General features: G+C 40.0%; 21 protein-coding genes. 9 read left to right on the plus strand and 12 right to left on the minus strand.

Annotated elements, in window-relative coordinates:
* Positions 1-128 precede the first annotated feature (128 nt).
* The 5 genes from RBQ60_RS00105 to RBQ60_RS00125 all read left to right on the plus strand — a co-directional run bounded on the left by RBQ60_RS00105 (position 129) and on the right by RBQ60_RS00125 (position 3,638).
* Positions 129-464, plus strand: a complete 336-nt coding sequence (locus RBQ60_RS00105) for a PadR family transcriptional regulator (RefSeq protein WP_307884572.1) — start codon at positions 129-131, stop codon at positions 462-464.
* The gene (locus RBQ60_RS00110) at positions 461-1,135 is read left to right on the plus strand and encodes a permease prefix domain 1-containing protein (RefSeq protein ID WP_307884573.1); all 675 of its coding nucleotides are present in this window, start codon (positions 461-463) and stop codon (positions 1,133-1,135) included. The genes RBQ60_RS00105 and RBQ60_RS00110 overlap by 4 nt, the downstream gene beginning before the upstream one ends.
* Before the next feature lie 109 nt (positions 1,136-1,244).
* The gene (locus RBQ60_RS00115) at positions 1,245-1,964 is read left to right on the plus strand and encodes a DUF4097 family beta strand repeat-containing protein (RefSeq protein WP_307884574.1); all 720 of its coding nucleotides are present in this window, start codon (positions 1,245-1,247) and stop codon (positions 1,962-1,964) included.
* 193 nt (positions 1,965-2,157) lie between these two features.
* Positions 2,158-2,748 carry a PadR family transcriptional regulator gene (locus RBQ60_RS00120; RefSeq protein WP_307884575.1) on the plus strand — a complete coding sequence of 197 codons (591 nt, stop codon included), beginning with the start codon at positions 2,158-2,160 and terminating at the stop codon, positions 2,746-2,748.
* Positions 2,749-2,828: 80 nt separating this feature from the next.
* On the plus strand, positions 2,829-3,638 hold the full coding sequence (locus RBQ60_RS00125; protein ID WP_307884576.1) for a flavodoxin family protein: 810 nt from the start codon (positions 2,829-2,831) through the stop codon (positions 3,636-3,638).
* A 74-nt stretch (positions 3,639-3,712) separates the two neighbouring features.
* On the opposite strand, the gene RBQ60_RS00130 is transcribed toward RBQ60_RS00125, so the two are convergent.
* Entirely contained in the window at positions 3,713-4,438 is a 726-nt protein-coding gene (locus RBQ60_RS00130) for an SIMPL domain-containing protein (protein ID WP_307884577.1), read from the minus strand.
* Positions 4,439-4,594: 156 nt separating this feature from the next.
* On the opposite strand from RBQ60_RS00130, the gene RBQ60_RS00135 reads away from it, so the two are divergent.
* Entirely contained in the window at positions 4,595-5,533 is a 939-nt protein-coding gene (locus RBQ60_RS00135) for a carbohydrate kinase family protein (RefSeq protein ID WP_307884578.1), read from the plus strand.
* 225 nt (positions 5,534-5,758) lie between these two features.
* Here RBQ60_RS00135 and RBQ60_RS00140 read toward each other — a convergent pair whose 3' ends face one another.
* Entirely contained in the window at positions 5,759-6,838 is a 1,080-nt protein-coding gene (locus RBQ60_RS00140; RefSeq protein WP_307884579.1) for a PTS transporter subunit IIC, read from the minus strand.
* A gap of 278 nt (positions 6,839-7,116) precedes the next feature.
* On the opposite strand from RBQ60_RS00140, the gene spoIIID reads away from it, so the two are divergent.
* Complete coding sequence (gene spoIIID / locus RBQ60_RS00145) at positions 7,117-7,374, plus strand: sporulation transcriptional regulator SpoIIID (RefSeq protein WP_307884580.1); 258 nt, start codon at positions 7,117-7,119, stop codon at positions 7,372-7,374.
* 33 nt (positions 7,375-7,407) lie between these two features.
* Here spoIIID and RBQ60_RS00150 read toward each other — a convergent pair whose 3' ends face one another.
* Positions 7,408-8,067, minus strand: a complete 660-nt coding sequence (locus tag RBQ60_RS00150) for a Crp/Fnr family transcriptional regulator (RefSeq protein ID WP_307884581.1) — start codon at positions 8,065-8,067, stop codon at positions 7,408-7,410.
* 160 nt (positions 8,068-8,227) lie between these two features.
* On the opposite strand from RBQ60_RS00150, the gene RBQ60_RS00155 reads away from it, so the two are divergent.
* A complete protein-coding gene (locus RBQ60_RS00155) occupies positions 8,228-8,608 on the plus strand; it encodes a desulfoferrodoxin family protein (protein ID WP_307884582.1) in 381 nt (126 codons plus the stop codon).
* Between the two features lie 82 nt (positions 8,609-8,690).
* Positions 8,691-11,219 (plus strand): FAD-dependent oxidoreductase, encoded by a 2,529-nt coding sequence (locus RBQ60_RS00160; RefSeq protein WP_307884583.1) that lies wholly within the window; start codon positions 8,691-8,693, stop codon positions 11,217-11,219.
* A gap of 57 nt (positions 11,220-11,276) precedes the next feature.
* On the opposite strand, the gene RBQ60_RS00165 is transcribed toward RBQ60_RS00160, so the two are convergent.
* From RBQ60_RS00165 to argJ, 9 genes are all read right to left on the minus strand, one after another.
* The gene (locus RBQ60_RS00165; RefSeq protein WP_307884584.1) at positions 11,277-11,909 is read right to left on the minus strand and encodes a DUF3267 domain-containing protein; all 633 of its coding nucleotides are present in this window, start codon (positions 11,907-11,909) and stop codon (positions 11,277-11,279) included.
* Between the two features lie 237 nt (positions 11,910-12,146).
* Complete coding sequence (locus tag RBQ60_RS00170) at positions 12,147-12,647, minus strand: GNAT family N-acetyltransferase (protein WP_307884585.1); 501 nt, start codon at positions 12,645-12,647, stop codon at positions 12,147-12,149.
* 146 nt (positions 12,648-12,793) lie between these two features.
* A complete protein-coding gene (gene rbr / locus RBQ60_RS00175) occupies positions 12,794-13,333 on the minus strand; it encodes a rubrerythrin (RefSeq protein WP_307884586.1) in 540 nt (179 codons plus the stop codon).
* A gap of 160 nt (positions 13,334-13,493) precedes the next feature.
* Positions 13,494-17,531, minus strand: coding sequence for a carbamoyl-phosphate synthase large subunit (gene carB / locus RBQ60_RS00180; protein ID WP_307884587.1), 4,038 nt, complete (start codon positions 17,529-17,531; stop codon positions 13,494-13,496).
* On the minus strand, positions 17,518-18,606 hold the full coding sequence (locus RBQ60_RS00185; RefSeq protein ID WP_307884588.1) for a carbamoyl phosphate synthase small subunit: 1,089 nt from the start codon (positions 18,604-18,606) through the stop codon (positions 17,518-17,520). Before RBQ60_RS00185 ends, carB begins: the two co-directional genes overlap by 14 nt.
* A gap of 16 nt (positions 18,607-18,622) precedes the next feature.
* Positions 18,623-19,528: an ornithine carbamoyltransferase gene (gene argF, locus RBQ60_RS00190; RefSeq protein WP_307884589.1), complete on the minus strand. Its 906-nt coding sequence runs from the start codon at positions 19,526-19,528 to the stop codon at positions 18,623-18,625.
* Between the two features lie 107 nt (positions 19,529-19,635).
* Positions 19,636-20,808, minus strand: a complete 1,173-nt coding sequence (locus RBQ60_RS00195) for an aspartate aminotransferase family protein (protein ID WP_307884590.1) — start codon at positions 20,806-20,808, stop codon at positions 19,636-19,638.
* A 294-nt stretch (positions 20,809-21,102) separates the two neighbouring features.
* A complete protein-coding gene (argB, locus tag RBQ60_RS00200; RefSeq protein ID WP_307884591.1) occupies positions 21,103-21,960 on the minus strand; it encodes an acetylglutamate kinase in 858 nt (285 codons plus the stop codon).
* Between the two features lie 16 nt (positions 21,961-21,976).
* Positions 21,977-23,191, minus strand: a complete 1,215-nt coding sequence (gene argJ, locus RBQ60_RS00205) for a bifunctional glutamate N-acetyltransferase/amino-acid acetyltransferase ArgJ (RefSeq protein WP_307884592.1) — start codon at positions 23,189-23,191, stop codon at positions 21,977-21,979.
* Between the last annotated feature and the right edge of the window lies 1 nt (position 23,192).

The following is a 23,192-nucleotide window of genomic DNA, read 5'->3' on the forward strand; positions in this document are numbered from 1 at the left end:
TGATTTCAAGAACTACAAGCATAAAAAAGGTTGACAAATTACTAATGTGGTTTGTCAACCTTTTTCTATTTATATACATTGACAGGTGAGGTATAGTTAATTATAATATATTTCAAGGAGGTGAGGGTATGTTAGTAATTTCTGATGTAATTCGAGGATTTACAGACTCTATTATACTTGCTCAATTGAGTAAAGGCGATAGTTATGGATATGAGATTAATAAAACAATACAAGCCATTACAGATGGTGAATTTGAGCTAAAAGAAGCCACATTATACACAGCATTTAGACGTTTAGAAGCAGATGGTTGCATCATTTCATATTGGGGAAATGAAAATACTGGTGCAAGGCGACGTTACTACACCATTACCGAAGAAGGAAGGGCAGTATTTAAAGAAAATTTAACGGATTGGAACAGAGCAAAGGAAATGATAAATGATTTATTAAATAAGGAGGGATTATGATGAATAGTAAGATTAAAAATTATGTTGATGTTTTATTTTCTGATATTCCAAAGGGGAAAAAGGCAAATGAATTAAAAGAAGAGCTTTTATCGAATATGTCTGAGCGTTATAACGATTATATTGATGAAGGTAAGACTGAAAATCAGGCCTATAGTCTTGTCATCAGTAATTTGGGGAATGTGGATGAATTGCTTGCAGACGTAATACCCGATGCCGAATTTAAGCAGGAAGCTCGGTTTTATAGGGTGAGAAATGCAAGAAATACAGCAATTAGTGTTGCCATGTACATTATAGGAACGGTTTTTGTAATTGGCCTTGGCGGGCTCAGTGAATCCTTTGGCGGTAGGGACTATAGTGTTTTGGGTGTGATTATTTTGCTTATATTCGTTGCAATTGCAACGGGCCTTTTGATATATACAAATCTGTCAACGCCTCCTGAATATAAAGACTATGACGAAAAAAAGGAAAGAGAATGCAGATTATATACAGGTAAGCAAGGCAGAGTTTTAAAAAGCTTATTATCTGTGTATTGGACTTTTATTACACTTGTATACCTTGCTGTAAGTTTCTTTACAATGCAGTGGCACGTCACATGGATGATTTGGTTGTTGGCTGTTGTATTTCAGGGTATCATAAAAACGATTTATGAAATGAGGCATGATGATGAATAGAAAGTCCTGGTTATTCATAAAGCTTATGCTACTTATATGTATATTTTTCATTTTAATGTTTGCTTCAATGTTTTTTTTGAAAGATGGTATATCGAGGAGGTATCAAATCATGAGTTTTACATCGTCTGGCGAAGGGAAAACCGAGTCATTTTCTAATGTGGAAAAAATACAGGTGAGTTCAGTGTCCTTACCTGTTCATATTTATGAAAGTGATGTAGAACAGGTGACGGTTACGGACAATTCAAAACAGTATGGAATTGGAATTTCCAAAGACAATGAATTAAAACAGGAAGAGGGTACCCTTACGTTTAACGAGGGAAAAGGGTTTCATATTTTTAATTTTTCAAGGGGCGAAATTATCATTGAAGTGCCAAAAGGTCTTGTTTTAGAGTATGACATTGCTAATGTGAGCGGGTCTATCAAACATGATGCCCCTACCAAAAACCAGTTTAGATGCCAAAGTATTAGTGGCTCTATTAGAGTTTATCAAGGAGGCGACAGCGGTTTTGTAGAATCGGTGAGTGGTTCCATACGTATCTATGCCTCCTTTGACGAACTTACGGCAAAATCAATCAGTGGTTCAGTTCGCACCGTAGCCAATGAGAATTCAAAACAACTACAATGTTCGAATATTAGTGGATCCATAAAGATTCAGCTTAAAAATGTGACAGGGTATGATATGGATTATTCTGTGATTTCAAGCCAGGTAAAGGATTTATATACAGACACGGAATATGAAAAATCCGGCAATGCTTCTTATGGGGATAAGTCCCTCAAAATAGATGTTACGAATAACAGCGGCTCGATAAAACTTACGGACTGGGATTGATAATTTTTTCATGGATATTTCATAGACATGTTTTAAATTAACGAAACCATGATTCAGTAGAGAGGAATTTCCTTTTCTACTGAATTTTTATATTAGAACGAACATTAAAGATGTATTATTTTAATGATTGACATATATCCAACATTAGATATATAATTTGATTAATTTTATTAGGATTCTAAAGGAGCAAATTATGGTTCAACTACTCATTTTATATTTTTTTAATATAAAATCAACCCACGGTTATGAAATACAAAAATTTATTCAACTGAACCAGATGGATCAGTGGAACAACATACAATCAGGCTCTATTTATTATGCCATTAGAAAGTTGGAACGGGACGGTTTTATTTGTATGGTAGAAAAAGTAGGACAGGGTGAGAAGAAAAAACAAATTTATGAAATTACAGAAAAAGGTCGTGAAAAGCTACGGATGCTTGCCCTTGAGGAAGCACAAAAACCTTTACAAAATATTTCATGTGAAAAATTTTTATTTTATCCCATAGCAGCAAGCTTACCAAAAGAAGACTTGGTGGATTGTATCAAACAACAGCAAAACAAACTAAATCAAAAGAGAGAGCAAATTCGTGAATGGTATCAGGGAAAAGAGAAAAGCAATTGTGCTGTTGAATTAGTAACACTAGAATATATGAAGACTGCCGTAGAAAATCAATTTTCTTGGCACCAAGCCTTGCTGGAGCATATAGATGAGACCATTGCTTCCGCTCAAAAGATATCAGAAATGATTCTAAAAATTGATTATACGGAATATAAACCAGAATAATAAAAATATGTTCCCCATCGTGAAAGGTGGGGAATAAATATATTAAACTATCCAACATTGGATAATGAGAGGGTGTCAATATGAAAATTGCGGTAATCATGGGGAGTCCCCGAAAAAAAGATAGCTATCATATTTGTAAAGAAATTGAGCAAAGGCTAAACCTTTATGAAGCCAACGTAGAATTCGACTATATATTCCTAAGCGAACATGATATTTTAGACTGTAAAGGATGTTTTATTTGCTTTCAAAAAAGTGAAAAATTGTGCCCTTGTAAAAATGACTCCCTGGAATCTATAAAAGAAAGATTATTTTCTGCACAGGGCATTATTATAGCAAGCCCTGTTTATGCTTACCAAGTAACAGGGCCGTTAAAATGTTTTATTGATAGAATGTCTTATTTATTTCATCGTCAGGAGCTTTTTGGTAAGCCTGCAATCATTGTAGTCACTACAGATGGCGGAGGCAGTAAACAAGTTTATCGTTATCTAAAAATGATTATTTCTGGTTGGGGAATGGAGGCAGTAGGAAATCTTCAAATCATATCTCCCCAATATTTTAAAAATCGTCTACCTAAAAGTGCTTTTGGTTATAATGAGAAATATTATGATAAAAAACGAAAAAGCTTGGTGATGCTTTCTAAAAAATTTGATAAACGTCTATCTTCCACGGAACTTAGGAAACCAACTTTTTATGATATTTTTATGTTTCATTGTCTTCGTAGTAAAACCTATATTTCGGCTGCTGACCGAGCGTATTGGGAGGAGAAAGGGTGGATGAAGGCAAGTTACTTCTATCCCGTTAAAATGAACCCTGCTAAATGGTTTTTTGGTAATATTATGAGAGGGATAATACATATGGTCGGGAAAAGATTTTTGGAAAATAATAAGTGATTTTCTTTGAGCGTAGGACAAACGTAAATAAAAAGAATCCGTAAAAACGGATTCTTTTATTTTAAGGCTATGATTTAAATGTTGTAAGAAGCGGTAATATTTGCTGTAACCTGAATTTTATCGTATTTGATAACAGTGCCACTATCATCGCCATAGGCTGAGTCTGCAACTGCCTTTTCCATATAATTTCTTGTTTCTTGGAAAGAATCGTAGGATGCATGCTCTATCACAGTCTGAATTTGCCCCAAAGGTTTCCCATAGGCTGCCGCAATCACATTTGCAGAAGTAGATGCATTCTTCACAGCTGCTTGTAATGCTTGCCCATAATACTTCGTAGGGTCTTCTAATGAGAAGGTGACACTGTTAAACCCTGTGACACCTGCACTTAAAGCGGCATCAATATAAGTTCCCACATGATCAATGTCTTTAATGGTAACTTCTAAATTAGCATTAGCCTGATAACTTTCAATGGTTCTTTTTCCTGTTTTCTCGTCGTATTGATAGGAAGGATAAACGGAAGCATATCCTGTAACAATCTTATCCTTTGGAATACCTATCTCTTCCAAAGTTCCAACCACTTTAGCGGAAATTTTATTGTTTTCTTTTTGTGCACCTGTTGCAGTTTTCCCACTGGTTTGAACTGAGAGAGAGATTTGGGCTGTATCTGGTTCTACGTTTACGATTCCTGTGCCGTTGGTGGTAATGAGGCTACCCTCTGCGGCAAAAGCCGCTGTTGCAGAACCAAAAACAAGGGCAGTTGCTAAAGAAGTAGTAATTAATAAACGTTTCCAATTTTTCATTTTCATTTTCCCCTTTCTTATTTTACATTAGAATTATTTACCATTATCTTTGACGTAATTATTTTTTTCCAGTTCCCAAAATAAAGAAAATATTCGATTTTTATTTGGTTTATGTTATACTTGATAAAGTGATTTCGGATAGGAGAGAATAAGATTATGAAACAAACGTTGGTAATTGGTTCTTCTGTAGTGGATGTAATTGTAAATATTCCACATTTGCCTGTAACAGGGGAGGATATTCATATTTCAAAGCAAAGCCGCTCCCTAGGGGGATGTGCATATTTAACTTCAGATATATTACGTCACTTTTCTGCTCCATATAGCCTTTGTACTGCCGTTGGTGGGGGCATATATGGAAATTTTGTTTTAGAAAAATTGAAAGAAAGAGACGTTCAAGTTTACGTAAGACGTCCTGATGAGGAAAATGGCTGCTGCTACTGTATGGTTGAAGAGGGCGGGGAGCGCACTTTTATAGTAGATCACGGAGTAGAGTATACTTTTTATGAATCATACTTAGAAAATATCCAAACAGAAACCATCGATAGCGTTTATATCTGTGGTTTGGAAATCGAAGAATACACAGGGATGAATATAATAAAGTATTTAAAGAAGCATCCTGAGTATGAAATTTATTTTTCTCCAAGCCCAAGAATTATGAAAATTGATTCTAATAGAATAGAAGAAGTGTTAAAGCTTCATCCAATTGTACACTTGAATGAGAAAGAGATTCTTGAGTTTACAGGGGCAAATTCCATTGTAGTTGGTGCGAGGCGGTTATTTGAAAAAACCCAACGGCCTGTAATTGTAACTTTAGGGGACAAGGGTTCTTATTGTTTTGATGGAGAACGGGATTTATACGCCACACCAGTGAAAACAACGGTAGTGGATACCATCGGTGCAGGAGACTCCCACTTGGGGGCTGTCATTGCTGCAAGAAGATTTGGCTTAAGTTTTGGCCAAGCCATTGAAGCGGCAAACTATATTTCAGCCGCTGTGGTAGCCAAGGAAGGTGGCCTCCTTGAGGAAAAGGATTTTAAGAATGCCGTAAACAAAATGCCTGCAAAATTACAGGAAAAATTTATGGTACAAGTCTAAACATATAGGAGTAAAAAAGCGAAGTATAAAAAAACCTCGCTTTTTTTATCTTTTAGTGTACATCAAAAACTTCTGGCTATCCCCTTTGAGAATAAGGCTAAGGCTTCCATTTCACTTACAAAACAACTTTGAAGTGTTTATTGGGTAAAAGAAAGGCTGATTGTACCTGTGCGTAAGGAAGGCAAGGTTTGATGTTTTGCAGGCCTTTTTTAGGAAATGGGCATTTTATAGGTTTAATTTCAAATCATTTTCCCCAATCCACCCTATTTTTCTAAGAATATATGCGAAAATTAGGGTAAAAATAGCAGGTAAAATGAAGCAGACCATCCCCATACCCAACCAGTCAAAGGCAGTAATGGCTTCCTTTGTTCCTGCGGAAATATCATTTACCCATCCTGTATACAACCCAATCTGTCCTACAAAGCCACAGGTACCCATGCCAGAGGCAACGGCTTCACCATTCATTTTCATTTGAAAAATGCAAGTTGCAATTGGCCCTGTGATTGCAGAAGCGAGGGTAGGTGCAATCCAAATTTTTGGGTTTCGAACAATGTTACCCATCTGCAACATGGAAGTACCAATGCCTTGGGCAAATAAGCCACCCCATCTGTTTTCTGGAAAGCTCATTACGGCAAAGCCTATCATCTGGGCGCAACAACCGGCAACGGCGGCACCTCCAGCAAGCCCCGTAAGCCCTAATGTGGCACAAATGGCTGCACTACTAATGGGTAGGGTTAAAGCAACACCAACAATAACGGACACCAATATACCCATTAAAAAGGGTTGTAGCTCTGTTGCCCACATAATGGTTGTCCCAACACCGTTGGCAGCGGCGCCCAAGGAGGGTGCCCACCACATAGATAATAAAACTCCCGCAGCAATGGTTACCGAGGGTGTAACTAAAATATCGATTTTTGTTTCTTTTGAAACAGCTTTTCCGAATTCTGCCGCAAAAATTGTTACTACAAAAACAGCTAGAGGACCACCTGCACCACCTAAGCTATTGGCAGCACCGCCTACAGCAATTAATGAAAAAAGAACCAAAGGCGGGCATTTTAATGCGTAACCAATGGCAACAGCCATGGCAGAACCAGTTACGCTTTTTGCGAAGCCTCCTATTTCAACAAGTATAGGTATACCAAGCTGCTGACCTAACGTTGCGATAATGGTACCGATAAGCAAAGAAGCAAACAATCCTTGTGCCATTGCGCCCAGAGCATCAATTCCATAGCGTTTTGCTGAAAACTCAATATCCTTACGCTTAAGAAAAGCACTGAACCCCTTTGATTCATTCTGATTTTCCATAAAGACCTCCCCGTTAGCTTTTATTATTTTTTTTATGCTTTTTAAACACTATTATAAAACTTGTATAAATGGAAAACAATGTATTTTTTGAAAAAAGTATACTTTTTTTAGAGAAATACAATTCATAGTGTTGACGGAACTTTTTACAAGAGATGAGCAAATTTAATTTTTCTCTAAATTTAACGGATACTTCTTTAAGAAATCCCCGAAAAAGTTCATATATGCCATTAGTGTTCGCATATAAATAATCCAAGATGATCTTTAGGGGAGTGCTACGGTTGAAAACATATATCGAAGAGAGGGCGATAGAGGTGGCAAAATTTATGATCCATACTAACGCCACTGTCAGAGAGACGGCAAAAAAATTCGGAATCAGTAAATCCACGGTACATAAGGATATTACAGATCGTGTAGAGCGTATTGATCCTGAATTGGCTCAATCGGTTCGTCGGGTGCTTGAAGTCAACAAAGCGGAACGCCATATTCGAGGCGGAATGGCCACCAAAGAAAAATATCTGCATAGGCTAAAAGGCTAATTTTGTATGAAAAAAAGCTGACACAGTTTTGTGTCAGCTTTTTGGCGTATAATTCAAAAAAATTCTTTTTCCGCTCACCTGTACCACGTCATCTTCTTTCATTTTTTTTAGCTCACGCATCATGGCGCTGCGGTCAATGCAAAGATAGTTGGCAAGGGCCAAGTAAGAAAAGGGTAAGTGAAAATAGTTTGTGGATTTTTTTGCTAACTGTACCCGAAAATAACATAAAAGCTTTTCTCGTATGGTTCGATGACTTAAAATATCCACCTTCTCCGTTAGACTAGAAATTTTTTCAGACATAAACGAAAGAAGATTTTCAATGACAATGGAGTGGTGGGCACAGGCATTTGAGCAACGCTTTGTTATGTGGGTTTTATCCACAAAAAGAATGGTGCAATTTTTTTCACAAATCACAATAAACTCGTCCTCATGTTGATAAAAGGAAAAGGCAGCACCAAAAATTCCTGAATTTTCGATATATTCTAACATATCCAAAGAACCGTCGGCATTAATCCGATTAATAGAAACGCATCCATGATACAATAGACCCACTTTTTGGCAGCCAACGTCATAAACAGAAACAGTTTCCTTTTCTCGGAAAAACTTCTTTTCAGCCTCGAAGCAAACCACCATTTTTTCAATTTCATCTATGGAGACACCAGTAAAAATTGGATTTTTTATCAAATTTTCCATAAATACCCCCTATTTGTTGCAAATGCAACAGCAATATCTTTGAGGATATGCTATCATATATGTATAGAAAAGTCAAAGTTGATTTTCTTTAAGTATGAAAGAGGGAAAAAAGGAAAAAGTAAAGTTGAATATAAATTAAGGAACTAAAGGAGGAAAAGTGATGAAAACAAGATTTTTTAAATGTGACCACTGTAATAACATTATCCTTATGGTAGAAGACAAAGGTGTTCCCGTTGTTTGTTGTGGCGAAAAGATGAAAGAAATGATTGCAAACACAACTGATGCGGCAACAGAAAAACATGTTCCTGTTGTAACAGCAGAAGGTAACAAAGTTAAAGTTTTTGTTGGCGAAGTTACTCATCCTATGCTGGAAGAACATCACATTGCTTGGATTTTTGTAGAAACCACAAAGGGTGGTCAGATTAAGTATTTGGATCATACTGGTGCACCTGAAGCTGAATTCCTTTTGGCAGATGACGAAAAATTAGTTGCTGCTTATGAGTACTGTAATTTACATGGTCTTTGGAAGCACGAGGCATAATAAAGAACAACCCAAAAGACCGGTTTTATCCGGTCTTTGATTTTTATAGATAATAATAGATGAGAATAGAGGGAGGAAGCGCATGAAAACATTGCAATTGAAAAAAGACCTTTATTGGGCAGGTATACTGGATAAAGATTTACGTGTATTTGACATCATTATGATGACCGAATTTGGAACAACTTATAACTCTTATATTTTGAAATGTGGAGATAAAAACGTCCTTTTTGAGACAGCAAAAGCGAAGTTTAGTGATGAGTACCAGGCTGCTTTGGCGGAAAAGATGGATGTTGAGAAAATTGACTACATTGTGGTGGATCATACAGAGCCAGATCATGCAGGAAGCATTCGAGATATTATTGAAAGATGTCCTCGTGCAAAAATCATTGCAACTCCGACAGCCATTGGCTTTTTAAAGCAGATTGTAAACCGTGATTTTTACAGCATTCCTGTAAAAGATAGAGATGAATTGCGTATTGGTGATAAGACATTGCGTTTTTACTCTTTACCCAACCTGCACTGGCCAGATAGTATGTATACCTATATCGTGGAGGATAAGGTATTAGTAACTTGTGACTCCTTTGGTTCTCATTATGCCCACGATGGCATTTTAAGAAGCACGGTAACGGATGTTGAAGGTTATATGCGTGCCACAAAGTATTATTTCGATAATATTTTAGGGCCTTACAAACAGCCATATATGACAGATGCTTTAGAAGTGGTTAAATCTTTGGAAATTGACATGATTTGCCCTGGCCATGGCCCTGTTTTGGATAGCCATATTGATGAGTTAATTAAAACTTATGATGAGTGGTGCAAAATTCCCACCAACGAGAAAACAACGGTTGTTATCCCTTATGTAAGTGCTTATGGTTATACTGGTGAATTGGCAGAAAAAATCGCAGAAGGTATCCGTGAGAGCGGGGATATTGAAGTGAAAATTTACGATATGGTCACAGCCGATGCTTCAGTTGTGTTAGGTGAAATTGCAGGTGCTGAAGGTCTTTTGCTTGGTACACCCACTATTTTAGGGGAAGCATTGAAACCTATTTGGGACTTGACAACCAGCCTATTTGCCCCTGTTCATGGTGGTAAGCTTGCTAGTGCTTTTGGTAGCTACGGTTGGAGCGGTGAAGGTGTGCCTCACCTGATTGAACGCTTGAAACAGCTTGATATGAGAGTTTTAGATGGTTTCCGTGTACAATTTAAACCTTCCAATAAAGAACTTTTAGAAGCGTTTGAGTACGGCTATCGCTTCGGTGAGAAGTTGCAGCAGAAGGATTTTGGAACGAAAACAAGTGCCAAGGGTACCCTTGTAAAATGCTTAGTGTGCGGTGAAATTTTTGATTCTTCTGTGGAACGTTGCCCTGTTTGTGGCGTAGGCCCTGAAAACTTCGTGGCTGTTGACGTAGAAACAGTAACCTTCAGCAGAGAAAGCAACGAACGCTTCGTTATTTTGGGTGGCGGTACAGCGGCACTGAATGCGGCAAAGGCCATCAGGGAACGTGATAAGACAGCATCCATTACCATGATTTCTGAAGAAAATGAGCTGCCTTACGACAGGCCAATGCTGACAAAGAGCATGTTTGGTGCAGTCAGTGGCGATGCCATTGCCAGCGTAGATAGAATTTGGTATGAAGATAATAGAGTAACATTGAAATTAGGAATCAAAGTAGAAAAATTAGATACAGAGAAAAAACAGGTTAACCTTTCCGATGGAGAAGTGATTACCTATGATAAATGTATCTATGCTTTAGGTTCATATAGCTTTGTTCCTCCCATTAAGGGCAGAGATTTAGACCGTGTAACAGCCATAAGAACCATTACAGACGTAGAGAAAGTAAGTCATTGGGCTTACGAAGCAAAATCTGCTGTTGTGATTGGCGGTGGCGTATTGGGTCTGGAAGCTGCATGGGAATTGCGTAAGGAAAAACTGGAAGTAACTGTTTTGGAAGGCGCACCAGTCCTCATGGCAGGCAGAATGGATAGTGAAAGTGTAGAAATGCTCACCAAAATTGCAAGTGATCAGGGAGTCCGAATCGTAACAGGAGCGAAAATTTCCGAAATCAGTGGCGATGGTAAGGTTGATGGTGTTATGCTGGATGGCGGAGAAAAAATTCCTGCAGACTTAGTCATTATCTCCACTGGTGTTAGAGCAAACATTGCTTTGGCAACAGATGCAGGCATTACTTGTGACCGTGCTGTTGTAGTTGATGAGTTCATGCGTACCAGTGCACCTGATGTTTATGCTTGTGGCGACTGTGCCCAGTATGAAGGTATGAATATTGCGATTTGGCCTGTTGCCACAGAAATGGGACGTATTGCAGGTGCAAATGCAGTAGGTGATAGCGTAACCTACGAAAGCAAAATTTATGGTGTCACCTTAGCGGCTATGGGCACTATGTTGTTTGCAATGGGTGACCCTGGCACAAAAGAGGGCTTATCCTATAAGACAATGCAAGTGAAAGATGAAAGAAAGGATACTTTGGAGAAATACTATTTCCATAATAATATCCTTTGCGGTGCAATCCTTTTAGGGGACACATCAAACCTTGGAAAGGTAACCCAGGCAATCGAAGAAAAGCAAGGCTATATGGAATTTTTTAAATAAGGTTCATTAAAAAATAATCTAAGAAAAGGGCTTCAGTACATTTAGTACTGGAGCCCTTTATTCGTTATATTCTTTTGTTGGACTAAAGTATGTCTCGAAACCATTATTGATAATACTGTGTTTCCTCTTAACTTGAAATCCGATTAAAAACATATTCAAAAAGTCAACGCAGGAACCCGTGGCGTTTATAAAACATAAGCCAACGATGTACCAATTGAGAAGACCCAATAAATCAAGTAAAAATAAGGGTATGATGGATAACAGAATAAACGGCATAACTGAAATTACTAGAAATCTACCCTTTTTGATAGGTTCTGTTGTAAAAACAAAGCCAAATAGTCCATTTATACCAAAAAAAGTTCTGTCAGACTGATAGAAGTTCGGTATAAATAGGGCGTGTATCAACTCATGGAGGAACATATACCCATAAATGGATAGCACAAACAACAATGATTGTAAGTTGAATTTCAAAGTGATTTCCAGTGAGTTTGTTGCAAAAACACCAAATAGCGATGGTCTCAGGATGTAAGCCAGCCATAAAACCAAACCCCCGAACAAAAGAGCCAAGGGAAAGGAAAGCAGGATGGCTAAGCCTAAACTTCGGGGTTCTCTTATCTTTTTCCAACCTTCAGACAAGAGTTTTTCCCTTAGTTTCTCATCTGTTTTGGGTAAGTTTTTCATATATCTCATAGCACACCCCCTTTCAGTGAATAATGAACCATACTTAAAAGAAAAGCAGAAAATTTTTGCGAAATACCAAGAAGAAGGGATAGATTGACCCTTACATATCTTGAATCAATCGTAAATTTACTTTTTTGAAAATTGATATACTGGTAAGATGCTAGGACGAATACTAAAACAGAGAAAAAGGGATGGCTTCACCCTTTTAATCTCCTTTGAAAAAATCTTTTTTGCTCGTTTTTATACTTACTCAAATGAATAGATATATCTATGATCGCAGACTTGCTTTCCGCTAACTTCCATTTTTAATTGATCCTGAGATGGGGTAAAGCCTAATTTTTCATAAAACAATGTGGCTCTTTCGTTTCCTTCTAAAACCCATAGAAAAATGTTTGAAAAACCTTGGTTTTTCAGGTCATCCATGGCATGGAGCATGAGTTTTTTTCCGAACCCCTTTCTCCAATACTCAGGCAAAAGATAGACTGAAACGATTTCACCCCAATGGGATAGGGCAGCTTCTCTGGATTTACAGTAGGCAACGCAGCCCACTGGAACTTCTTTGTCATAAATAAGTTGTGCTGTTATATCTCCTTTGGATAGCCAGGTCGTAAATGGTGCCACCCAAAAATCATAAGCTAGGGCATCTAAATAATCTTGGGGCAGTAATGATTTGTAAGCGGACTTCCAGCAGGTTGCATGAATTTCACTAATGATCATTGCATCTCTTGTTGTGGCCTGTCGAATCATAAGTTTCAGCTCCCGTTCTATTTTATTTAAAACCAGTATAACCTATAATATAAATTAAGGGAATACAAACAAAAAAAGAATTGATAGGGGATATCAATTCTTTTTTTATATATTTATTTTAAACAATTACTGAGGAAGTCAAAACCTTAGTAATTTTGGGAAGCCAAACGGAAGTAGGACTGAGGGTGATCGCATACTGGACATACCTTTGGTGCGTTTTTTCCCACATGTCTATGGCCACAGTTTTCACACTGCCATACACTTTCTTCATCCTTAGAAAATACCTTGCCTGTTTTCAAGTTTTCCAAAAGCTGGCGGTATCTTTCTTCATGTTCTTTTTCAATCTGGCCTACTGCTTCAAACAAATAAGCAATCTGGTCAAAACCTTCTTCTTTTGCTTCTTTTGCGAAATTAGCGTACATGTCGGTCCATTCGTAATTTTCGCCTAAAGCAGCATCCAACAGGTTTTCTTCTGTGGAGGGAATTGCACCCTCGTGTAATAACTTAAACCAAATTTTAGCGTGTTCCTTTTCGTTGTTTGCTGTTTCTAAGAAAAGCGCTGCGATTTGTTCATAACCTTCTTTTTTTGCCTTACTTGCATAGTATGTATATTTATTTCTTGCTTGAGATTCACCGGCAAATGCAGACATTAAATTTGCCTCTGTTTTAGATCCTTTTAAATTCATAACAACACCTCCGATAAATAATATTTTTAATACCTTCTCTCTTGTAGTTATTATATATTAAATAATAACAATTGTCAACAAGTAAAAGTTAAAACTTTGTAAATATCTAGAAATATATAAAAGAGGTATCTTTTTATAAGATACCTCTTTCCTTTATCCTTTAAATTTCGATAAATCCTTCAAAATCCTTGCGGGCATCTCCTGTCATGGTAATCGTATTTTCATCACAATGGATAATTAAATCGCCACCACGCAACTTTACGGTGATGTCTTGCTGATCAGGACAATGTCCCAGTGTAACAGCGGCAGCGGCAACGGCGCAAGCCCCAGTACCGCAAGCCCATGTTTCCCCAATGCCCCTTTCCCAAACACGCATACGCAATGTGGTACGGTCTTCTACGGAGGCAAAGGAGATATTTGCTCTTTCAGGAAAGAACATTGCTTTTTCTAGCAATGGCCCAACCTCTTCCAAAGGAATATGCTCCACATCCTCTGTAAAAATAACACAGTGGGGGTTGCCCATGGAAAGGCAAGTGATAAAATACTCTTTTCCCCCCAAAGTAACCGCCTTATGAATGACAGGGGCATCACCCAAAGTAACGGGTACTGACTTTGGTTCGAAATCAGCCTTACCCATGTGTACCAAAACGGAGTAAACTTCATTTTCACGTATGAAAAGCTCTAGGTTTTTCACACCATTACCTGTTTCTATGGTTACGTTTTCAGAGGTAATCATTTTCTGATCATAGAGATATTTTGCAACGCAGCGGATGGGATTTCCTGCAACGGCAGACTCCGTACCATCGGCGTTAAACATCCGCATTTTTGCATGGGCAACGTTAGAAGGTTCAATGAGAACGATACCATCACCACCGATACCATTTCGGCGGCTGGAAAGCCAAACGCTTAAAAATTCAGGGTTTTTAATGTCCTGTTCAAAGCAATCAAAGTAGATATAATCGTTGCCGCTACCCCGCATTTTTGTGAAGTGAAGCTTTTCTTTTTCTCTTGGGAGGTGGGCAATGTCAATCAGCTCCATATTATTGAGATGGAACCCACTAGATAAAGCATTTACCAAAGCGTTTGTGGTATCAATACTAGTTAGGCAGAAAATTCCACGCTCCGTTGCCTTTCTGCGGATTTTTACGCTGGCAAGCTGAGGCAAAGTGCTTTTATTGGAAGTGGAAACCATATATTGAATTTTACCGCTTTCCAATAATTCCATAATCGCATCAATACCATCTACCATAGTAGGTAGTTCGGTTACAGGAATACCGTATTTTTTCAACTCAAAAGCAGTGCCTTCTGTTGCATACAGTTCAAAGCCCAATTGGTGGAGTTTCCTTGCTGGGTGAACCACTTCAACTTTATCTCGCTTTTTCACGGTGAGGAATACACCGCCACGCTGTTCCATATGATAGCCTGCCGCCGCCAAACCTTTGTACACAGCCTCATCTAAGGTACGGCCGATGCCCAAAACTTCTCCCGTAGACTTCATTTCAGGGCCCAGATGTGTGTCTACATCCGTCAATTTTTCAAAGGAGAATACGGGTACTTTTACGGCGGAGAATAAGGACTGGCGGTACAACCCTGTGCCATAAGGCATATCCTTAAGCTTTTTCCCTAGCATTACCTTTGTGGCAATGTCAACCACGGGCAAGCCTGTTACCTTACTGATATAAGGTATGGTTCGGGATGCACGAGGGTTTGCCTCAATGATATAAATTTCGTTTTCAAAAATAACATACTGGATATTTATTAGGCCCTTTGTTTCCAAAGCCAAGGCAAGCTTTTCTGTGGCTTCAATCAAACGGCGAGTTAATGGCCCACTGAGATTCCAAGCAGGGTATACTGCAATGGAGTCACCGCTGTGGATACCTGCACGCTCCACATGTTCCATAATACCTGGAATCAGTACAGTTTCACCGTCGCAAATTGCGTCAACTTCCACCTCTGTACCCATCAGGTACTTATCCACTAAAATAGGGTTTTCAATGCCGCCTTCCAGAATAATATCCATATAACGCTCCACTTCTTCATCGGAAAAGGCGATAATCATATTCTGTCCACCTAAAACGTAAGAGGGACGCACCAAAACAGGATAGCCCAGTTGATTGGCAGCCTTAAGTGCCTCGGGTTTTGTCATAACACCAAAGCCTTTGGGCCTTGACATTTTCAACTCTTCAAGAATAGCGTCGAATTTCTCTCTATCCTCGGCGGCATCAATGCTTTCTGCTGATGTGCCTAGGATACGCACCTCCGCCTCAGATAAAGCTTTGGTGAGTTTGATGGCAGTCTGTCCACCAAAGGCAACCACAACGCCATAAGGCTGTTCTGTCGCAATAATATCCATCACATCCTCGGGGGTGAGGGGTTCGAAATAAAGGCGATCGGCGGTGTCAAAGTCCGTAGATACCGTTTCCGGATTATTATTCACCATAACCACGTCATAGCCTTCTTCTTTTAACGTCCAAACACAGTGCACGGAAGCGTAGTCAAACTCAATTCCTTGGCCAATACGGATGGGGCCAGAGCCGAAAACAATCACCGTTTTCTTGCCATTATTATGGGATTCAATGAATTCTGCGGCTTCGTTTTCTGTGTCGTAGGTTGCGTAGAAATAAGGGGTTTGTGCCGCAAATTCCGCAGCACAGGTGTCCACCATTTTATAAACTGCCCTACGGTGGGGATGAGTTTGTCCTGATAAGGCATAAATAGTCTGATCCAAAAAGCCTACATTTTTTGCCAAAAGATAAAGTTCTTCTGTTAGGGTTTCCTGTGCAAGGCGTTTCTCCGTTGCTAAAATATTTGTAAGCTTTCCCAAAAACCACTCATCAATCAGGGTAATATCGTGGATTTCTTCAATGGAAATGCCTCGTTTTAAGGCTTCATAAACCACAAAAAGTCTGCGATCCGTGGTTTCATAAAGCATATCTTTTACTTCCCCATCACTATGGTTAGCCAAAGTGGTTAAATTCAATGTATTCATGGAGATTTCTGCCCCACGAACGGCTTTTAATAATGCTTGTTCAAAGGTAGGGGCAATTGCCATAACTTCACCAGTGGCTTTCATCTGGGTACCAAGCATCCTTTTTGCATAAACAAATTTGTCAAAAGGCCATTTTGGCAGTTTCACTACCACATAGTCTAAGGTTGGCTCAAAGAATGCACTTGCTTTCCCTGTGACAGCATTTTCAATTTCCCCAAGGGTAAGGCCAACGGCAATTTGTGCCGCAACTTTTGCAATGGGATAGCCCGTTGCCTTGGATGCCAAGGCGGAGGAGCGGGACACACGAGGATTTACTTCAATGACCGCATAGCGGAAGCTTTCAGGGTCTAAGGCAAACTGTACGTTACATCCGCCTTCTACCTGTAATTCCGTAATAATATCCAAAGCGGCAGTACGGAGCATTTGATACTCCTTATCTGCCAAGGTAACGGCAGGGGCAATGACGATCGAATCCCCTGTATGCACACCAACGGGGTCAAAGTTTTCCATAGAGCATACGGCAATGACGTTGCCATCCCCATCACGCATCACTTCAAACTCGATTTCTTTCCAACCTGAAATACACTGTTCCACCAAAATTTGATGGATGGGGGATGCTTCTAAGCCGTTACGGGCAATTTCCAAAAGTTCTGTCTTTGTTTTAGCAATGCCGCCGCCGCTTCCCCCTAAAGTGAAGGCAGGGCGAACAATGACAGGATAACCGATTTCTTCTGCAAAGGTTAAAGCACTTTGAATATCTGTAACAACCTCCGAGGGGATGCAAGGCTGATTTAACTTTTCCATGGTTTCTTTAAATAGCAAACGGTCTTCCGCCTTATCAATGGTTTCCAAACGGGAACCTAATAAAGCAACGGCTTCCTGTTCCAAAAAGCCTTCTTTGGCCAATTGCATGGACAAAGTTAGACCGTTTTGACCGCCTAACGTGGAAAGTAAGCCATGGGGCTTTTCTTTTTTTATAATTCTTTTGATAACGTCAGTTTTCAGGGGTTCGATATAAATTTTATCTGCAATGGCGTTATCCGTCATGATGGTAGCGGGGTTTGGGTTAATCAAAACAACTTCTAAACCAAGGGCTTTTAACGCACGGCAAGCTTGGGTGCCTGCGTAGTCGAATTCTGCCGCTTGACCGATTACAATAGGCCCAGAACCAATAATCATAACACGTTTTAGATTTTTATTCAGGGGCATTTTCGTTCCCTCCCATCAAAGACATAAATTGGTCAAACAGAAAGTTGGTATCAAGTGGTCCACCACAAGCTTCAGGGTGAAACTGTACAGAAAAAGCAGGGATATTTATATATTCAACGCCTTCACAAGTATTGTCGTTTACATGGGTAAAAGATAATACCGCGGAAGAGGGCAGTGTTTCGGAATTAATGGCATAGCCGTGATTTTGGCTTGTAATGTACAATCTGCCCGTAGGCGTGTATCTTACAGGTTGATTTCCGCCACGGTGACCGTATTTTAGCTTTGTGCTGGTTGCCCCTTTCGCCAACGCCAAGAGCTGATGTCCAAGGCAAATACCAAAAATAGGAGTTTTGCTTTGGGCAACCTTGCCGATGTTTTCGATAATGCATTTGTTTTTAGAGGGGTCCCCAGGGCCGTTGGAAAGCAAAATTCCATCAGGGTTCAGCTTTAAAATTTCTTCAGCTGAAGTATGGGCGGGAACAACGGTGAGCTTGCATCCTCTTTTAATGAGTTCATCGCCCATATTTTTCTTATAGCCAAAGTCCCAAAGAACCACGTGTTTTTTTCCATCAGGATTTTGAACATATGCTTCTTTGCAGGTTACTTTATCCACGCTGCTACTTAAAGCTTGGTTGGCTAGATTTCTAGCAAAACTCTCCATATCCTCGGGGATCTCATCCACAATAGCGGCGTTCATCACCCCGAATTCACGGATAATCTTTGTTAATGCTCGGGTATCCAAATCACAAAGGCCGATTACTCCCTGTTCTTCCAAATACTCTGCCAAAGTTCCCTCGCTTCTAAAATTCGAGGGCAAATCACAAATATTTCTTACGATATATGCGGAAAGAGAGGGGCCTTTGCTTTCAAAATCATGGGGAATGACCCCATAATTTCCAATAAGCGGGAAGGTTTGCACAACAATTTGACCATGATAGCTGGGGTCTGTTACTGTTTCCAAATAGCCTTCCATTCCTGTTGTAAAAACTAACTCTGCCGTAATTTCTCCCTGTTTCCCAAAACGCTTTGCAGGAAAAACTTTACCGTTTTGCAGAACCAAATATGCTGTTTTCATCGGGTTTCACATCCTATCAGCCCATTAAATTTACAAGAATTGCCTTCTGTGCATGGAGACGGTTTTCTGCCTCATCAAAAATTTCGTCGGCATGTGCTTCAAAAACTTCAGCGGTAATTTCTTCTCCTCTATGGGCAGGCAAGCAGTGCTGCACCATACAGCCTTTGTTAGTGAGTGCCATTAAATCATCATTAATTTGATAGCCGTCAAAGGCTTTGGCACGAATTGCCTGTTCTTCTTCCTGTCCCATGGATGCCCAAACATCTGTTATGATTACATCCGCATTGTTTGCTGCAACTTTGGGGTCATCGGTAAGGATAAAGTCATCACCGTATTCTTTGGCAAAATCCAAAATTGTGGGATCAGGTCTGTATCCTTGGGGGCAAGCAACGCTTACCGTCATACCCACCTTTAAACCGCCAACGATTAAGGAGTTAGCCATATTATTCCCATCGCCGATGTAACACATTTTAAGGCCTTCTAATTTGCCCTTATGCTCACGAATGGTTTGCAAATCTGCCATAACCTGACAAGGGTGGCAAAAGTCTGTTAAGCCGTTAATAATGGGAATAGAGCCGTACTTTGCAAGGATTTCCACTGTCTCTTGTTCAAAAGTACGAATCATAATTCCGTCCAGATAGCGGGAGAGAACACGAGCAGTGTCTTCGGTTGGCTCTCCACGGCCAATTTGTGCATCCTTAGAGCTGATGAAAAGGGCATGGCCGCCCAACTGATACATTCCTGTTTCGAAGGATACACGGGTACGGGTTGAAGATTTTTCAAAAATCATGCCCAAGGTTTTTCCTTTGAGAAAATGATGTTCTTTGCCTTCTTTTACATATTTTTTTAACTGATCTGCCAAGTCTAAAAGTTCAATAATTTCTTCCTTTGTATAATCTAACAGCTTTAAAAAATGCTTCATTATTTGCCTCTCTTTCTTTCATTCAGGTTGGATAACCGTGTTTTAATACCTTGAGGGTTTCACCCTCAATCTCCCACAAGGGACATCGTCCCTTGACCCGTTTATATTTACATACTTTTCAGAACATCTGCCAGTATGGTAAGCCCTTTTTCCAACTCTTTTCTTGTAATGGTAAGAGGAGGTAAAAGTCTGACTTTAGTTTTTGCAGAAAGTATCATTAAGCCGTTATCTAAACATTTTCGAATAACCTCTTTTGCATCCACATCAAGGCTTACACCAAGCATCATGCCCATACCTGCCACATCTGTTACATGGGGCATAGAGGAGATTTCTTTTTTTAGAAAGTCACCTTTCTTTTTAATTTCAGCCAGAAAGTTTTCGTCCAAACGATTTAAAATTTCCAAAGAACCGGCACAAACAACGGGATTTCCGCCGAAGGTAGACCCATGATCCCCAGCACCTAGGCAGCCTTCTGTTTTTTCGCCAAACAATACGCCGCCAATGGGTAAACCGCCTCCAAGACCCTTTGCACAGGAAACCAAATCCGGTTGAATATCAAATTGCTGGTAGCTAAAGAAAGAACCTGTTCTGCCGATGCCTGTTTGTACTTCGTCTACAATAAAAAGGATATCCTTTTCCTTACAAGCTTCAAAAACAGCTTTTACATACTTTTTATCTAAAGGAAGAACGCCACCTTCCCCCTGAACCATTTCCATAAAAACGGCACAAACATCATCTGTTAATTTAGAAAGGGTGTCCTCCAAATTATTGGCTTTTGCAAATACGAAACCGTCTACAAAGGGGAAGAAATAGTTGTGGTAAGTCTCCTGACCAGTTGCAGATAGGGTAGCCATGGTTCTGCCGTGGAAGGAATTTTCCAAAGCCACCATGGTGCTTCTACCTGTTCCGTACTTGGTAAAACTGTATTTTCTCGCCGCTTTGATCACACCTTCGTTTGCCTCGGCACCGCTATTGGAAAAGAACATTTTTTTCATACCGCTTTTTTCACAAACTAGTTTTGCAACCTCTATGGAAGGAGTTGTGTAATATAGGTTTGAGGTGTGCTGTAATTTATGAAGTTGGGCGGTAATGGCATCAACCCAGCCCTTGTCGCAAAAACCTAGGGCATTTACACCAATACCGCTGGTCATATCGATATATTCTTTGCCGTCAGTATCATAGCAAGTGGCGTTTTTTCCGTGGTCTAAGACAACGGGGTAACGTCCGTAGGTATGCATGATATATTCATGGTCTTTTTGTTTGATTGTTTCAAAGCTCACTTGGCTCACCATCCTTTTGAAATTTTTTATTCTGAAAGTTAAGTTCTTGGGACGCTGTCCCCAACGAGAAAGTCAAGTTCTCGGGATGCTATCCAAACCCGAAAGTCAAGTTCCAAGCCTTTATAAAGGCTTGACCTAAACTTTGTTTTGCACGATTTTACAAATCGTGCAGGTTTTAATTGAAATTTAAAGATAACCTTAAAACCGCATGAATATGCGGGTAAAAAAGTTTTTGGTCTTGCTTTTTTCAAAAAGCAAGTGGGTTTGGGCGAAGCCCAAGGTCTTGACCTTGATTTATTTAATAAACATGGTACCGATACCCTCGTCGGAAAACATCTCAATGAGAATGGAGTGCTCGATTCTCCCGTCAATCATAACTGCCTTTTCTACGCCTGAAAGAACGGATTTTTCCAGGCTTTTCACCTTTGGTATCATGCCTCCGCTTATGATTCCATGGCTGATTAATCGCTCCACTTCATCCATTTTTACAACGGGAATCAAAGAGTCTTCGTCTTCTATATTTCCCATTAACCCTCGTATATCCGTCAGGGTTATAATATTTTCCGCTTTTAAGGCCGCCGCAATTTCCGCCGCCGCTGTATCCGCATTGATGTTGTAGGTCTGCCCCTTGCAGTCCGTTCCCACAGTGGCAATCACGGGGATATACCCACTTTCAATCGCTTGGGTAATGGGCTCAGTATTAATATTCGTAATTTCCCCTACAAAACCGTAGTTACCTTCAATTTTTTTGGCTTTAATCATGCCTCCGTCAATGCCACAAAGACCAATGGCTTTTCCCCCTAGTTGACCAATGAGGGAAACCAAATCTTTGTTGGTTTTACCTGCCAATACCATCTGCACCACCTGGGCTGTTTCTGCATCGGTATAGCGTAGGCCATCTACAAAATGAGAGGGGATATCTAATTTTTTAAGCATCCCGCTGATTTCAGGCCCTCCACCATGTACCAGTACCACATGAATGCCTACTAAGGAAAGCAAAATAATATCGCTCATCACTGCCTTTTTCAAATCAGGGTGAATCATGGCGTTCCCGCCGTATTTTACGACAACGGTCTTGCCTGTGTATTTCTGTATGTATGGTAAAGCAGCGGTCAATACGTTAGCCTTTATGGTGTTAGAATCTGTAATCATTGTTTAAACCTCCCTATCAGGTACGGTAGTCTCCGTTGATTTTCACATAATCATAAGTCAAGTCGCATCCCCATGCTGTTGCCACAGCAGTGCCTTGGTTCATTTCCACTTGAACATGAACTTCCTCTTCTAAAAGAACAGCTTTTGCCACTTCCTCATCAAATGCTACACCAGCGCCCTTTTCGCAAACTTGAATGGTGCCCTTTGCCGAGGAAATATCTACGGAAATGGTGTCTACGGAAAAATCCCCCTCCGTATAGCCGATGGCACAAAGGATACGCCCCCAGTTAGCATCCGCACCAAACATAGCGGACTTTACCAAGCTTGAGGTGATGATGGATTTTGCAATGGACTTTGCTAAAGGGGTGTTGGGTGCACCGCTTACGGTACACTCCAAAAGTTTTGTAGCCCCTTCGCCATCTCCTGCAATTTGCTTTGCCATGGAAGTACAAATTTCTTTAACTACTGTCAGGAAAGCTTGGAATTCGGGGCCTTCTTGATTAATAACAGGATTTTCTGCCATGCCGTTTGCCATGATAGAAACCATATCGTTGGTAGAGGTGTCGCCGTCAACGCTAACCATATTGAAAGTATCATCCACTGCTAATTTTAAAGCTTTTTGTAGCATAGGTATGGTAATTGCCGCATCAGTGGTTAAAAATCCAAGCATGGTTGCCATGTTGGGGTGAATCATGCCGCTACCTTTGGCCATTGCCCCAATGGTAACGGTTTTTCCACCAATTTCAATGGTATAGGCTTCTTCCTTTGCCTTGGTGTCTGTGGTCATAATTGCCTCTGCCGCCAAAGATGAACCGCTTTCTGTCAGTTGTGGTGCTAGTTCCTTAATGCCCTTGGCAATGGGCTCTAAGAGTAATACTGCACCGATTACGCCAGTGGAAGCAATGATAATATCCTTAGGAGAAAGACCAAGGGCGTCCGCTGTCATTTGACACATTGCCTCTGCTTTTTCCACACCGTCGGCATTGCAAGTATTGGCATTACCGCTGTTGCAAATCATAGCCTGTGCCATACCATCTGCAATATTTTCTTTTGTAACAGTAATGGGTGCTCCATAAACCTTGTTTTGTGTATAAACAGCAGCCGCGGTACAAGGGGTTTGACTATAAATCATGGCCAAGTCCTTTTTATCCTGATTTCCACGGATTCCACAGTGGATTCCGCCGGCTAGAAAGCCCTTTGGGGTGGTGACACCCCCTGAAATTTTCTGCATA

Source organism: Anaerotignum sp. MB30-C6 (genome assembly GCF_030908465.1).
Taxonomy (GTDB): domain Bacteria; phylum Bacillota; class Clostridia; order Lachnospirales; family Anaerotignaceae; genus Chakrabartyella.

Coding starts and splice junctions, on each gene's coding strand:
- RBQ60_RS00185 (WP_307884588.1), bottom strand. CDS start 18,606: ATGAAAACAGCATATTTGGTTCTGCAAAACGGTAAAGTTTTTCCTGCA.
- RBQ60_RS00120 (WP_307884575.1), top strand. CDS start 2,158: ATGGTTCAACTACTCATTTTATATTTTTTTAATATAAAATCAACCCAC.
- RBQ60_RS00115 (WP_307884574.1), top strand. CDS start 1,245: ATGAGTTTTACATCGTCTGGCGAAGGGAAAACCGAGTCATTTTCTAAT.
- argB (WP_307884591.1), bottom strand. CDS start 21,960: ATGATTACAGATTCTAACACCATAAAGGCTAACGTATTGACCGCTGCT.
- RBQ60_RS00170 (WP_307884585.1), bottom strand. CDS start 12,647: ATGATTCGACAGGCCACAACAAGAGATGCAATGATCATTAGTGAAATT.
- RBQ60_RS00105 (WP_307884572.1), top strand. CDS start 129: ATGTTAGTAATTTCTGATGTAATTCGAGGATTTACAGACTCTATTATA.
- RBQ60_RS00135 (WP_307884578.1), top strand. CDS start 4,595: ATGAAACAAACGTTGGTAATTGGTTCTTCTGTAGTGGATGTAATTGTA.
- argJ (WP_307884592.1), bottom strand. CDS start 23,191: ATGCAGAAAATTTCAGGGGGTGTCACCACCCCAAAGGGCTTTCTAGCC.
- RBQ60_RS00140 (WP_307884579.1), bottom strand. CDS start 6,838: ATGGAAAATCAGAATGAATCAAAGGGGTTCAGTGCTTTTCTTAAGCGT.
- RBQ60_RS00125 (WP_307884576.1), top strand. CDS start 2,829: ATGAAAATTGCGGTAATCATGGGGAGTCCCCGAAAAAAAGATAGCTAT.
- RBQ60_RS00110 (WP_307884573.1), top strand. CDS start 461: ATGATGAATAGTAAGATTAAAAATTATGTTGATGTTTTATTTTCTGAT.
- argF (WP_307884589.1), bottom strand. CDS start 19,528: ATGAAGCATTTTTTAAAGCTGTTAGATTATACAAAGGAAGAAATTATT.
- RBQ60_RS00155 (WP_307884582.1), top strand. CDS start 8,228: ATGAAAACAAGATTTTTTAAATGTGACCACTGTAATAACATTATCCTT.
- carB (WP_307884587.1), bottom strand. CDS start 17,531: ATGCCCCTGAATAAAAATCTAAAACGTGTTATGATTATTGGTTCTGGG.
- RBQ60_RS00160 (WP_307884583.1), top strand. CDS start 8,691: ATGAAAACATTGCAATTGAAAAAAGACCTTTATTGGGCAGGTATACTG.
- rbr (WP_307884586.1), bottom strand. CDS start 13,333: ATGAATTTAAAAGGATCTAAAACAGAGGCAAATTTAATGTCTGCATTT.
- RBQ60_RS00130 (WP_307884577.1), bottom strand. CDS start 4,438: ATGAAAAATTGGAAACGTTTATTAATTACTACTTCTTTAGCAACTGCC.
- RBQ60_RS00150 (WP_307884581.1), bottom strand. CDS start 8,067: ATGGAAAATTTGATAAAAAATCCAATTTTTACTGGTGTCTCCATAGAT.
- RBQ60_RS00165 (WP_307884584.1), bottom strand. CDS start 11,909: ATGAGATATATGAAAAACTTACCCAAAACAGATGAGAAACTAAGGGAA.